11 protein-coding genes are annotated in these 12,250 nt (G+C 59.2%); 2 read left to right on the forward strand and 9 right to left on the reverse strand.

The annotated features are described in order from the left end of the window. On the reverse strand, positions 1 to 2,082 hold the full coding sequence (locus QYH43_RS11930) for a carboxy terminal-processing peptidase (protein ID WP_177408836.1): 2,082 nt from the start codon (positions 2,080 to 2,082) through the stop codon (positions 1 to 3). Between the two features lie 138 nt (positions 2,083 to 2,220). On the opposite strand from QYH43_RS11930, the gene QYH43_RS11935 reads away from it, so the two are divergent. Continuing rightward, positions 2,221 to 3,183 carry a zinc-binding dehydrogenase gene (locus tag QYH43_RS11935; RefSeq protein WP_095152556.1) on the forward strand — a complete coding sequence of 321 codons (963 nt, stop codon included), beginning with the start codon at positions 2,221 to 2,223 and terminating at the stop codon, positions 3,181 to 3,183. Positions 3,184 to 3,294: 111 nt separating this feature from the next. On the opposite strand, the gene QYH43_RS11940 is transcribed toward QYH43_RS11935, so the two are convergent. From QYH43_RS11940 to QYH43_RS11965, 6 genes are all read right to left on the reverse strand, one after another. Next, complete coding sequence (locus QYH43_RS11940) at positions 3,295 to 3,948, reverse strand: HAD family phosphatase (RefSeq protein ID WP_095059336.1); 654 nt, start codon at positions 3,946 to 3,948, stop codon at positions 3,295 to 3,297. Between the two features lie 34 nt (positions 3,949 to 3,982). After that, positions 3,983 to 4,972 carry an ABC transporter ATP-binding protein gene (locus tag QYH43_RS11945; protein ID WP_095059334.1) on the reverse strand — a complete coding sequence of 330 codons (990 nt, stop codon included), beginning with the start codon at positions 4,970 to 4,972 and terminating at the stop codon, positions 3,983 to 3,985. Next, the gene (locus QYH43_RS11950) at positions 4,969 to 5,769 is read right to left on the reverse strand and encodes an ABC transporter permease (RefSeq protein WP_095059332.1); all 801 of its coding nucleotides are present in this window, start codon (positions 5,767 to 5,769) and stop codon (positions 4,969 to 4,971) included. The genes QYH43_RS11945 and QYH43_RS11950 overlap by 4 nt, the downstream gene beginning before the upstream one ends. Beyond that, on the reverse strand, positions 5,756 to 6,592 hold the full coding sequence (locus QYH43_RS11955; protein WP_301157104.1) for an ABC transporter permease subunit: 837 nt from the start codon (positions 6,590 to 6,592) through the stop codon (positions 5,756 to 5,758). Before QYH43_RS11955 ends, QYH43_RS11950 begins: the two co-directional genes overlap by 14 nt. Positions 6,593 to 6,597: 5 nt before the next feature. Beyond that, the gene (locus QYH43_RS11960) at positions 6,598 to 7,404 is read right to left on the reverse strand and encodes an alkaline phosphatase family protein (RefSeq protein ID WP_301157105.1); all 807 of its coding nucleotides are present in this window, start codon (positions 7,402 to 7,404) and stop codon (positions 6,598 to 6,600) included. Positions 7,405 to 7,539: 135 nt separating this feature from the next. Then, complete coding sequence (locus QYH43_RS11965) at positions 7,540 to 8,604, reverse strand: ABC transporter substrate-binding protein (RefSeq protein WP_301157106.1); 1,065 nt, start codon at positions 8,602 to 8,604, stop codon at positions 7,540 to 7,542. A 352-nt stretch (positions 8,605 to 8,956) separates the two neighbouring features. On the opposite strand from QYH43_RS11965, the gene QYH43_RS11970 reads away from it, so the two are divergent. Continuing rightward, positions 8,957 to 9,670: a UTRA domain-containing protein gene (locus QYH43_RS11970; protein ID WP_095059324.1), complete on the forward strand. Its 714-nt coding sequence runs from the start codon at positions 8,957 to 8,959 to the stop codon at positions 9,668 to 9,670. 101 nt (positions 9,671 to 9,771) lie between these two features. On the opposite strand, the gene QYH43_RS11975 is transcribed toward QYH43_RS11970, so the two are convergent. Next, on the reverse strand, positions 9,772 to 11,928 hold the full coding sequence (locus QYH43_RS11975) for a mechanosensitive ion channel family protein (protein ID WP_301157107.1): 2,157 nt from the start codon (positions 11,926 to 11,928) through the stop codon (positions 9,772 to 9,774). 78 nt (positions 11,929 to 12,006) lie between these two features. Then, positions 12,007 to 12,174, reverse strand: coding sequence for a hypothetical protein (locus tag QYH43_RS11980; RefSeq protein WP_177408830.1), 168 nt, complete (start codon positions 12,172 to 12,174; stop codon positions 12,007 to 12,009). Positions 12,175 to 12,250 lie beyond the last annotated feature (76 nt).

Raw genomic sequence — 12,250 nt, forward strand, 5'->3', positions numbered from 1 at the left:
TTAGTGTTTCGCCACCGCCGTATTGAGTTTCAGGTAGTCCAACAGAATCCGCCCGGTTTCGCTCAGGTAGGCATCATCTTCCGGCTTGGTCTTGTCATCCTCGGCCGCGAGAGCGTCCTCGTCTTCTTTCTTCAGCTCTTTGAGCGGTTCTTCGCCCTTGGCCTTGCGACGGATGTTTTCCATGGCCAGTTGCTTGGCTTCGATGTCCGCGTGCTGGGCACGACGTTCGGCTTCATTGAGGCTGACGGTTTTCTCGGACATCAGCTTCTGCGCCAGTGCCAGTTTGTCGCGGATGAACACGAACTCCGCGTCCTTGGCTGTACGTACGTCATGCTCGGATTTGAGCTGCAAAAGGTACGGTTTGAACGGATCGGCCGCTGGCTTGATGGCTGCGCGGATGGTGTCCCACGGCATGGCTTCCGGCAGGGCACTTTCACCGATTTCCTTGGTGTCGATAATCGACGGGTAGTCGATGTCCGGCAGGACGCCCTGATGCTGGGTGCTCTGGCCGGAAACCCGGTAGAACTTGGCCAGCGTCAGCTTCAGTTCGCCATGGTTCAGCGGCTGAATGGTCTGCACGGTGCCTTTGCCGAAGGTCTGGCCGCCGATGATCAAAGCGCGGTGATAGTCCTGCATGGCGCCGGCGAAAATCTCCGAAGCCGATGCGGACAAGCGGTTGACCAGCAACGCCATCGGGCCTTTGTAGAACGCACCCGGGTTTTCATCTTCCAGTACGTCGACGCGGCCATCGGCGTTACGCACGAGCACGGTCGGCCCTTTGTCGATGAACAGGCTCGTCAGCTCGGTGGCCTCTTGCAAGGAACCGCCACCGTTGTTGCGCAGGTCGATGACGACGCCGTCGACTTTGTCTTTCTGCAACTCGGTCAGCAGCTTCTTGACGTCGCGAGTGGTGCTCTTGTAATCCGGATCGCCAGCGCGGAAGGCCTTGAAGTCCAGGTAGAAGGCCGGAATCTCGATGACCCCGAGCTTGTAGTCCTTGCCGTCCTGTTTCAGGTTCAGCACCGACTTCTTCACAGCCTGGTCTTCAAGCTTCACCGCTTCGCGGGTGATCGGCACGATCTTGGACGTCTGGTCGTTCGGCGCATTGCTGGCCGGGATGACTTCCAGACGGACCACGGTGCCTTTCGGGCCACGGATCAGCTTGACCACTTCGTCCAGACGCCAGCCGACCACATCGACCATCTCTTTGTTGCCCTGGGCAACGCCGATGATCTTGTCGGCCGGTGCAACCTGCTTGGTCTTGTCGGCCGGACCTGCCGGCACCAGGCGCACGACTTTCACCTGGTCGTTATCGCTCTGCAACACGGCGCCGATGCCCTCCAGGGACAGGCTCATGTTGATGTCGAAGTTTTCCGCGTTATCCGGCGACAGATAGTTGGTGTGCGGGTCGTAGGACATGGCGAAGGTGTTGATGTACGCCTGGAAGATGTCTTCCGCGCGGGTCTGGTCCAGGCGCGCCAACTGATTCTTGTAGCGCTTGGTCAGGGTTTCCTGGATCTGCTTGGAGTCTTTGCCGGCGATCTTCATGCGCAGGACTTCGTCCTTGACGCGTTTGCGCCACAGGTCATCGAGTTCTGCGGTGGACTTGAGCCACGAAGCGTCCTTGCGGTCGATCAGCAAGGTTTCCTTGGCGGTGAAGTCGATCTTGTCGACGCCTTTGTTCAGCTCGGCAAGGGCGAAGTCCAGACGCGCTTTGACGCGGTCCAGATAGCGCTTGTAGATGGTGAAGCCGGCGTTGAGGTCGCCGCTTTTGAGGAAGTCGTCGAACTGCGTCTTCCACTTATCGAATTCGGCAATGTCGCTGGCCATGAAGTAGCTTCGCGACGGATCCAGCAGCTTGAGGTAGCTGTCGTAGATGATCACCGAGCGCGCATCATCGAGTGGCGGCTTGCTGTAGTGGTGGCGCTTGAGCAACTCCACGACGTTCAGGCTGGCGATCACTTCGTCACGATCGGGTTGAAGCTTGTCCCAGCTATTGGCTGCGAATGTATTGCTCGACAACGGCAGCAAGCCGATGCCAATGAATAGGGCGAGTGCGGTGCTGGGGAACAAATGCTTCATGCTGATTCGACGCGGGGACAATTGATAACGCATATTAGGCCGTCTTTGAAGTCGCCGGTTCTTTGGGAGCCGGTCGCATAATGCAAAAAGCCCGGCGCTACAGCTTCGGGCTCAGTCCAGACTCACTATGGAGGCACTGTGAAAGCATTGCAAGGCGTTGACGGTCAAGTGGTGTGGGTTGAAGAGCCGAGTCCTACGTGCGATGTAGGGCAAGTTCGCATCCGAGTGTCGGCAGCGGGTCTCAATCGCGCCGATTTGTTGCAGAAAGCGGGCCTATATCCGCCGCCGCCAGGGGCTAGCCAAGTGCTCGGCCTAGAGTGTTCCGGTGTGATCAGTGAAGTCGGCCCAGGCTCCTCGTGGAAGGTGGGCGATCGGGTTTGTGCCTTGCTGGCCGGGGGCGGGATGGCCGAAGAGGTGGTTGTCGACGGACGGCATGTACTGCCGGTTCCCGATGGGCTGTCGTTAGTTGAGGCCGCCGCATTGCCCGAGGTTTATGCAACAGTCTGGCTGAATTTGTTTCAATTGGCTGCGCTCAAACCGGGTCAGAAAGTTCTCCTACATGCCGGGGCAAGTGGAATCGGTTCAGCTGCCATTCAGCTGTGCAAGGCGTTTGGTAACCCGTGCTGGGTCAGCGTCGGGTCCGCTGAGCGTCTGGCGTATTGCGAAGCGCTGGGTGCGCAGGGCGGTGTGGTGCGTAACGGCGACCTGGAGAGCCTGAGGGATCTGGGCCCCTTCGATGTGATTCTCGACCCGGTGGGTGGTAATTACGCGGCGTTGAACCTCAAGCTGCTGGCCCAGGACGGGCGTTGGGTGCTGATTGGATTGATGGGCGGGCGTGAGGCCAAACTCGATCTGGCCCAGGTGCTGGCCAAACGTGTGCAGTTGCTGGGCTCAACCCTGCGCAGTCGTGATGATCAGTTCAAGGCAGATCTGTTCAGTGATTTGAGCCAGCATGTATGGCCGCTGTTTGCCGAAGGGCGGTTGAGTCCGCAGTTGGCCAAGACTTTTGCGATCAAGGATGCAGAGGCCGCGTTTGCCGAGCTGGCAAGTAACAACGTGGCGGGAAAGGTGGTGTTGGTGATTGATGAAAGCCTGAGCTGACAACACCGGACCTGTAGGAGCGCGGCTTGCCCGCGAAGGCGTCGTGTCAGTCAATGGATCGTTGAATGACACACCGCATTCGCTGGCAAGCCAGCTCCTACAGGGTTCAGGTTACTTCCAGTGATGGATCGGCCAGCCAGCTTTTTCGGCGTGCTCAAGCAACACCGGATCCGGGTTGACCACGTGCGGGTAATCCACCTTCAGCAACAGCGGCAGATCATTGCGTGAGTCGGAATAGAAACTCGCGCCTTCGAGGTTTTCCTCTTCTGCATCCAGCCACGCCAGCAAGCGGGTGATCTTGCCTTCGCGGTAGGTCAGGGTGCCAACGGTATGGCCGCTGTAAACGCCATGAGCCACTTCCAGTTCGATGCCGAGAATCTCGTCGATGCCCAGGCGCTCGGCGATGGGGCCGACCAGATGGGTACCCGAAGCGGAGATCACCAAAATCCGGTCGCCAGCCTTGCGGTGCGCGGCGATGGTTTTGGTCGCGTCGCTGAAAATGATCGGCTCGATGTAGTCCTCCACCCACGGACCCACCAAGTGCGCGACCTCCTCAGGCGTACGACCAATCAACGGTTCCAGGCTGAAGGCCATGTAGTCCTCCATGGCCAGATGGCCCCTGCCGTAGGCATCCATCAATTCCTTGTCGCGACGCAGGAACGATTCGCCATCGACCCAGCCGAGGCGGACCATTTGCTCGCTCCACAGTGAGGCGCAGTCGCCGTGGATCAGTGTTTCGTCCAGATCAAAAATTGCCAGGGCCATCAGTGCGGTTCTCTCTTCAGCGTCAGCAAAGTCATCAGGCTACCTCACACAGGGCGGTCGGATCGATGGAAAGCGCCAGCCGCTGACCATCGGGATGCAGGTCGGCCGCCGAGCGGTTCAGCACATCCACGACCAGTTCCACGCCCCGGGCTTCGACCCGGTAGCGAATCACGTTGCCCAGCAAGCTGTGGCTTCGCACTTGCGCGTCCAGTTCGCCGTTGAGGCTCAACTCGATGGCCTCCGGGCGAATGGCGATGCGCTTGCTGATCGGTCGCTGCAACAGTTTCGAGGCACTGTCGGCATCCAGCAGGTTGTAGTTGCCGATGAAGCCGGCGGCGAACACATCCACGGGGGCGGTGTAGAGGGTTTCGGCGTCACCGCTTTGTACGATTTTTCCCTGATTCATCAGGAAAATCCGGTCAGACATGGTCAGGGCTTCTTCCTGATCGTGTGTGACGAAAATCGTGGTCAGGCCCAGTTCGCGCTGAATCTGACGGATCTGTTCGCGCAGGTGCTTGCGAATCCGCGCGTCCAGGGCCGACAGCGGCTCATCCAGCAGTAACAGGCGTGGCCGGGTCACCAGGGAGCGGGCGAGGGCGACGCGCTGGCACTGACCGCCCGAGAGCTGATGCGGGTAGCGCGCGGCAAAGTCATTGAGCTCCACCAGCTTCAGCACTTCGGCGACGCGTTTCTGGCTGTCATCGGCATTGACCTTTTGCATGCGCAGGCCGAACGCGACGTTCTGTTCCACCGTCATGTTGGGAAACAGCGCATAGCTCTGGAAGACCATGCCGATCCCGCGTTTCTGCGGGCTCACGGGCACGAGATCGACGCCATCGAGCAGGATCTTGCCGCCATCTACCGACGTCAGGCCGGCGATACAGCGCAGCAGGGTGGATTTACCGCAGCCGGACGGGCCGAGCAGGGTGACGAACTCGCCTTTCTGGATTTCGCAATTGATGTCGCTGAACACCGTGGTGCCCGCGAAGCTTTTCTGAAGATGTTGGACGCTGACATAGCTCATTCGCTTTTGTCCCTGTTCAAGATATTGGCGATCCAGGTCAGAACCAGCACAAAGAAGAAGTAGGAAATCACCAGCGCACTGGTGAAATGACCGCTGCTGTTGCGCATGTTGTTGAGGTAGACCTGCAGGGTTTCGTAGCGGGTGCCGACGAGGATGTTGGCGAACACGAATTCACCGAACAGGAACGAGAACGACAGCAGCAACGCGACCATCAGGCCCTTGCGCAAATTCGGCAACACCACCAGGAAAGCCGCTTGAAAGGTGCTGGCACCGAGCAATTGGGCGGCGTCCATCAGGTCGCGCAGGTTGATCGCTTGCAGGTTGTTGGTGATCGCCCGGTACATGAACGGCAGCGCCACGGTGAAGTAGCAACCGATCAGGATCCACGGCGTTCCGACCATGGCGAACGGCCCTGAACCATAGAGCTGCAACAGCCCCACCGACGACACCACCGGCGGCACGGCGAAGGGCAGCAGAATGAGGATGTTCATCAGCGCGTCGAGTTTCGGGAAGTGGTAATGCACCACGAACAGCAGCGGCAAAATCAGCACCACCGACAGCACCAGCGAGCCGACGCAGACCAGCAACGACTGCCCGAAGGCATTTAGAAAACGCGGATCGCTCCACAGCTGGATGTACCACTTGAAGGTGAAACCGCTGGGCAGGACGGTCGCCGACCAACTGCTGGAGATCGAGTAGATCAACGTCCCGAGCAGTGGCAACAGCAGGATCGCAAACAGCACATACACCACGACGCGGTGGTAGACGCCGACAGGCCCCAGTTCAGCGCGAGACATTGTAGCTCCTCTTCAACAACAGTTGATGCACGATGGTCACCAGGGTCATCAACGCCACCAGTACCACCGCCAGGGCGCTGGCCAGGTTCGGATCCAGGGAAATATCACCCGAGACCATCGCCGCGATACGGATCGGCAGCACGTTGAAGTTGCCGGTGGTCAGGGCGTACACCGTGGCGTAGGCGCCGAGGGCGTTGGCCAGCAGGATCACGAAGGTGCCGAGCAACGCCGGGGTCAGCACCGGCAACCCGATGTGCCGCCAGAACTGCCAGCCGCTGGCACCGAGCAGCGCGGCGGATTCGCGCCAGTCTTCACGCAGGGCATCGAAGGCTGGATAGAGCAACAGCACACCGAGGGGGATCTGGAAGTAGGTGTAGAGAATGATCAGCCCGGTTTTCGAATACAGGTTGAAATCCTGAATGATCCCGGCCTGTTTGAGCATGATGGTGAAGCTGCCGTTGAAGCCGAGCAGAATGATGAACGCGAAAGCCAGGGGCACGCCGGCGAAGTTGCTGGTCATGTTGGCGAAGGCGTTGACGAAGTTGCGCAGCTTCGAATCAACCCGGCGCAGGGAATACGCGCCGAGTACGGCAATGATGATGCCGAACACGCTGGACCAGAAACTGATCTCAAGGCTGTACTGGATCGCTTGCAGGTAAAACTTCGAGCTGAAGATCTTGGTGAAGTTGCCCAGGCCCCAGCCGAACTCTTCCGATTGCAGGCTGTTGATCATCACCCAGATCAACGGGGCAATTTCGAACACGATGAAGAACAGTGCGAAAGGTACCAGGCACAGGGCTGCCAACCATTTGCTGCGGGTCATGGGACTCACTTCAACAGCTCCCGGCAGGCCGGTTTGTCGTGGGGCACGCCCAGCAACTCGCAGACGGTGCCGCAGATGTCGGTCTGTTTCGGAGCAGCCCCGGCATCGAAACTGAAGGCGTCACCGAGGACGAACAGCGGTACTTCACGTTCCTCCGGGAGCAAGCCGTTGTGTGACCGGTCGTTGTTCATGCCGTGGTCGGCGGTCACCAAGACCTGATAACCGGCGTCAAGCCAGCCTTGCAGGTAGTCAGCCAGGATAATGTCGGCCGAACGGGCACCGTTGCGGTACTGCGGGGTGTCGAGACCGTGCTTGTGCCCGGCGTCGTCGATGTTCATCGGGTGGATCAGCAAGAAGTTCGGTACATGGCGCAGGCGCAGGTTTTCGGCGTCGGCGAACAGGTGGGAATCCGGGTAGTGATCGTTCCAGTAGAAATGCCCGTGCTGGATCGGCAGTGTCGGGTCGTCGGTGTGACGATCGCGAGCGGCCACGAAGGGCGACCGGTTATACAGCTCGCTGACCCAGTGATAGGCCGCCGCCGCAGTCGTCAGACCGGCCTCGGTGGCGTAGTGATAGATGCTGCGCTGATTGGACAGACGCGAGACCTGGTTGTGGACGATGCCGCTGTCGATCGGCGTGACGCCGGTGAGGATGCATTCGTACAGCGGTCGCGACAGGGCCGGCAGTTCGCATTGCAGTTTGTAGAGCGCTGCGCGTCCTGCGCCGACGTAGGCCTGCAGGTGTCCCATGGCGTGGCGGGCGACCTCGTAGTTGAGGCCGTCGAGCACGACAAGGATGACGTTGTGCTTCATGGGGAATGGGACTCCGCAAAACGTGAAAAATCGTCAAGCCTGTAGGAGCCGGCTTGCTGGCGAATGCATCGCCGCGGTGATCAAACAGACCGCAGTGTCTGGATCGCCAGCAAGCCGGCTCCTACAGATGCAGCATTACTGCATGTTGATAATGACTTCTTCCTGCCACTTCTGAGGAAGGGCCTTGGAGGTCTTTTCCCATGCGTCTGCGTCTTTGATCGGCGTCACGTTCTTGTACTGCTCGTTCGGCAGCAGCTTGGACTTCACTTCGTCCGGCAGCGTGACGTGGTCGGCCCGAATCGGACGGGCATTGCCTTTGGCCAGGTTGATCTGGCCGGCGTCGCTGAAGATGTATTCGCGGGTCAGCTTGGCGGCGTTCGGGTTTTTTGCGTATTTGTTGATGATGGTGGTGTAGCCGGAAATGACCGAACCATCGGACGGGATCAGCACCACATAGTCATCAGGATTGGCCATCTTGGCCTTGTAGCTCAAGCCGTTGAAGTCCCAGACCACGCCGACTTCGATTTCGCCTTTTTCCATGGTGGCGATGGTCGGGTTGGCCATCGACAGGCGACCTTGCTTGGCGATGTCAGCGAACATCAGCAGGGCGGGCTGGACATTCTTCTCGTCACCGCCGTTGGCCAGCGCCGCGGCCAGAACACCGTTGGCCGCTTGTGCGGAGGTGCTCACGTCACCGATGGATACTTTGTATTTGCCGGTCTTGATATCGGCCCATTTGGTCGGCGCTTCGGAACCGTGCAGCAACTTCTTGTTGATGATGAACGCGATACTGCCGGTATAGGCCAGTGCCCAGTTACCGTCCTTGTCCTTGGCCCAGGCCGGAATCTGATCCCATGTCGAAGGCTTGTAGGGCTGGACCACGCCTTGCTTGACCGCGATCGGGCCAAACGCTGCACCCACGTCACCGATGTCGGCGCTGGCGTTGTCTTTTTCGGCGGCGAACTTGGCGATTTCCTGGGCCGAGCTCATGTCGGTGTCGATGTGCTTGAGGCCGTACTTGTCGCTCAGGTCTTTCCAGGTTCCGGCCCAGTTGGCCCAGTTGTCAGGCATGCCGATGCTGTTGACGGCGCCTTCCGCTTTCGCAGCGGCTTCCAGGGTTTTGAGGTCATCTGCCGCCATGGCGGCGGTGCACATTGCGATGGTCGAGCCTAACAGTGATGCCAGGAAAAGCTTTTTCATTCCGAAGCTCCTTGGGTCGTGTTCAACGCTGTGATTGCGGTTTGTGTTGGTCTAGGTCAGCAATACCTGAGCCAATCTAAGGGGGCTGGATGACACTTTGATGTCGCTCTTCACCCGGCAGGCGTCTTTGACGTCCGGTATCACTGGGGGCCAGGTAAGCGTAGACCATGGCCAAGGCCCCGGAGTACAAGGGACTTGGCCGATGTCTTGCAGACCGTTAACGCGACCGTTCGGCGGCTTTGTCATCTATCGGTCATCTGCACTGCCTACGCTTGCACGCTATTGATTGAACCCGTTTGCAGTGCGGTTCTGCCCCGAAACAGTGCTGGTCTAGTCCAGGAAGGTAACGTTGATGCGCGATGAGGCAACAAAAGCGGTGACAGCCATCGGCCAGGTGCTTCAGGAACAGCTCGTCCATGGTTTGCTGACGCCCGGCAGCAAGTTGCCGGCTGAGCGCAAACTCAGTGAGTTGTTCGGCACCACGCGCATTACCGTGCGCGAAGCGTTGTTGCAGTTGGAATCGCAAGGGCAGATTTATCGCGAAGAGCGCCGCGGCTGGTTCGTGTCGCCACCACGCCTGGCGTACAACCTGATGCAACGCAGCCACTTTCACGCGATGGTCAGTGCGCAAGGGCGGGAGCCGTCTACGGAGGTGATTTCGGCACGCTTGCAGCCAGCGTCGGCGGCAGTCTGTGCCTGGCTGCAATTGCCGGCGCTGTCGAGCGTGATCCAGATCTGCCGTTCACGGCGAATTGACGGCCGACTGGTGCTGTATGTGGAGCACTACCTGAATCCGCAGTACTTTCCCGGGATTCTCGATTTCGATTTGAATCAGTCGATCACCGAACTGTATGCGCGGCACTACGATCTGCATTACGGCCGGGTGCGGTTTGAAATTGTGCCGACGGCGTTGTCGGTGGACGCGGCGGCGGCATTGAAAGTATCGGTCGGTAGCCCGGGATTACAGATTGCCCGGGTCAACTATGACCAGCATGAACGCTTGATCGACTGCGATCTGGAGTTCTGGCGGCATGATGCGATTCATGTCGGCGTCGATGTGGTCTGATGCGGCTTTGTAGGAGCTGGCTTGCCAGCGATGAGGCCATAACATTCAACCTCTTCGTTGGATGTTAAGCCGTCATCGCTGGCAAGCCAGCTCCTACAGAGTTACTCACTCTGCGAGCCGCCACCGGCAGTGATCACCTGAATACTCATTCGCGGTGTCGCCAAGTCCAGTCCGGCCTCATCCAGATGACGCTTGAGTGACAGGTTGAACGCCCGCGACACTTCCCATTGCTTGATCGGCGCGGTCTTGAACCGGGCGCGAAGAATCGCATTGCCGGACTCGAAACTTTCCACCCCCTGAAACTCCAGTGGCGACCAGATGTTGCGTCGTTGCAGCGGATCGGTGCGCATTTTCTGGCCGACGTCGCGCATCAGCTTGATCGCGTTGTCGATGTCCATGTTGGCCGGCACTGCAACGCGGAAAATCGCGTAGCCGAATTCCCGGGAGTAGTTCTTGATGCTCTTGATTTCGCTGAACGGAATGGTGTGGACGATGCCGTCGATGTCCCGCAGGCGCACGGTGCGGATGGTCAGGCCCTCGACCGTGCCGAGATGGCCGCCGACATCCACGTAATCGTCGATGGCCAGGGAGTCTTCGATGATGATGAACAGCCCGGTGATCAGGTCAGCCACCAGCGACTGCGCACCAAAACCGATGGCCAGGCCGATCACACCGGCACCGGCCAGCAGTGGCGTGACGTTCATGCCCATGTTCGCCAGGGCGACAATCAGCGCGACGATGAAAATTGCCACGAACAGCACATTGCGGATCAGCGGCATCATCGTCTGGGCGCGGGCATTGGCCAGGCCTTTGCGCGAGCGGGTAAGGGCGTGATGCACTGCGGTGTCGCTGAGAATCCAGATCAGCCAGGCAAACAGCAGTGTTCCGGCAAGGCTGAACAACTTGATGCTGACCTCATGGCCGTCGCCTTCAGTGAAGCGGATCAACGACAGCCCCCAGACCCGCAGGCCGAGTTCGATGAAGCCCAGCCAGACCAGCAAGTGGGCGATGGTGTAGAAAAAGTTTTTCAGGCGTTCGGAATAAAACGCATGGCGTTTGATACTGCGCTGCGGTTTGAGGCCATGACGGCGGACGAGTCCGTTGATGACCATGCACAACACCAGCAGCACGGTGCAGATCAGCGACTGACGCAGTGCGGTGCTGGTGTCGCCGGCCGAGATAAACGTGGCAAACAGCGAAATGCCGACCAGCACCAGGGCTGGTACGTACCAGAAGGTACCCAGAATCGAGAGCGTGTCATTGAGTGCGCGGCGGGTCAGGCGTCGTGACAACGGCTGATTGCGGATCAAATGAGCGATGGGGCGCCGGAAACGCAAGATGAACAATCCCGTGGACAACGCCGCCAGAACGTTGGCGACGGTTGCGGCGGTGTGGGCCAGATGACTGCCGAGGCTGTTGATCAATTGCGGATCGCTCAGGGCCTCGCCAAATGCAGCGAAACTGCCGATCAGCCACAGCGGCCGGAAGGCCTGGTGACGCAAGATGTACAAGGCGCGGTGGCGGTGCGGACCATCGAGCAGGGAAAAGGCAATCACGCAGATCGCCGAGAAACAGGTGCCGACCACCAGCGCATACGCCAACACCATCGCCAGGCTTTTACCCAGGGACGAGGGCAGGGCGTAACTCATGTAAACGGTGATGACTAACGCGATCAGCCATGGCCCAAGCTTGCGCAACGCAAAGCGCAGCATGTCCAGTGCCTTGGGGTGCTGCGGCAGTTCTTCGGTGAGGCCGAAGCGCATGCGTACGCGATGGCTGAGCCAGATCAATGCGGCGGCCAGCAGGCTCCAGACCATCAGGATCATGGCAAAGGCGAAGATCATCGGCAGCCATTCATTGGCCGGGAGTGCCAGCGCGGCCAGTTCCTCCTGGGCTTGATCAAGTTCGCTGGACCAGCGAGTGAGCGGGCTGTCGTCACCCGACAGTTTCTTTTCGAGACTGGCCAGGGTTCCACCAATCAAACCCAGTACGCCTTCTTCGGTGACAGGCTGGGCTTTTTTGGTGGCGTCCCGGAGTTTTTTAAGGTCCGCCAGCAACTTGGCCCGTTGCTGATCGTTCTCCAGTGATTTGATCACTTCGTCCAGGGATTGCCCCAGCGGTTCCTGTGCTTCGGGCTGGGCTTTGGTCTGGCTGCTGAGCAGGCCCGGCAAACCGACCGCGTTGGCAGGCGCCATCGGCAGCAGCATCATCAGGCAGATCAGGAAGGAGCATGGCAGGGCGAAAAGACGAGCGAACACTAGGCGGTCAACCTCGCAAGGAGCGGATCGACCGAGTGTACGAGCCCGTCTAAACCAATGCGAGCCGGGTGGGAGGATTTATTCGTTGAGTTTGGCGAGGATCTTGAAGATGACCGTGGCCAGAATCGTCAGCATGCCGATCCACATGGTGAACACGCCGATATTTTTGTCGCGAAAGTTGAAGCCGATGGCCAGCATGAGCATCCCGGCAAGAATCGGGATCAGCATGGCTTGGAACGTAGACATCGAGATCATGAAAACAGCCTTGTCGAAGGTATATTTGAAAGTCTAGGTGGCTTTTGGAAGGGCCGCCGGTTGCTAC

The sequence above is a fragment of the Pseudomonas sp. C32 genome (assembly GCF_030417915.1).
Lineage (GTDB): Bacteria > Pseudomonadota > Gammaproteobacteria > Pseudomonadales > Pseudomonadaceae > Aquipseudomonas.

Coding starts and splice junctions, on each gene's coding strand:
- QYH43_RS11930 (WP_177408836.1), bottom strand. CDS start 2,082: ATGAAGCATTTGTTCCCCAGCACCGCACTCGCCCTATTCATTGGCATC.
- QYH43_RS11940 (WP_095059336.1), bottom strand. CDS start 3,948: ATGGCCCTGGCAATTTTTGATCTGGACGAAACACTGATCCACGGCGAC.
- QYH43_RS11945 (WP_095059334.1), bottom strand. CDS start 4,972: ATGAGCTATGTCAGCGTCCAACATCTTCAGAAAAGCTTCGCGGGCACC.
- QYH43_RS11950 (WP_095059332.1), bottom strand. CDS start 5,769: ATGTCTCGCGCTGAACTGGGGCCTGTCGGCGTCTACCACCGCGTCGTG.
- QYH43_RS11955 (WP_301157104.1), bottom strand. CDS start 6,592: ATGACCCGCAGCAAATGGTTGGCAGCCCTGTGCCTGGTACCTTTCGCA.
- QYH43_RS11960 (WP_301157105.1), bottom strand. CDS start 7,404: ATGAAGCACAACGTCATCCTTGTCGTGCTCGACGGCCTCAACTACGAG.
- QYH43_RS11965 (WP_301157106.1), bottom strand. CDS start 8,604: ATGAAAAAGCTTTTCCTGGCATCACTGTTAGGCTCGACCATCGCAATG.
- QYH43_RS11970 (WP_095059324.1), top strand. CDS start 8,957: ATGCGCGATGAGGCAACAAAAGCGGTGACAGCCATCGGCCAGGTGCTT.
- QYH43_RS11980 (WP_177408830.1), bottom strand. CDS start 12,174: ATGTCTACGTTCCAAGCCATGCTGATCCCGATTCTTGCCGGGATGCTC.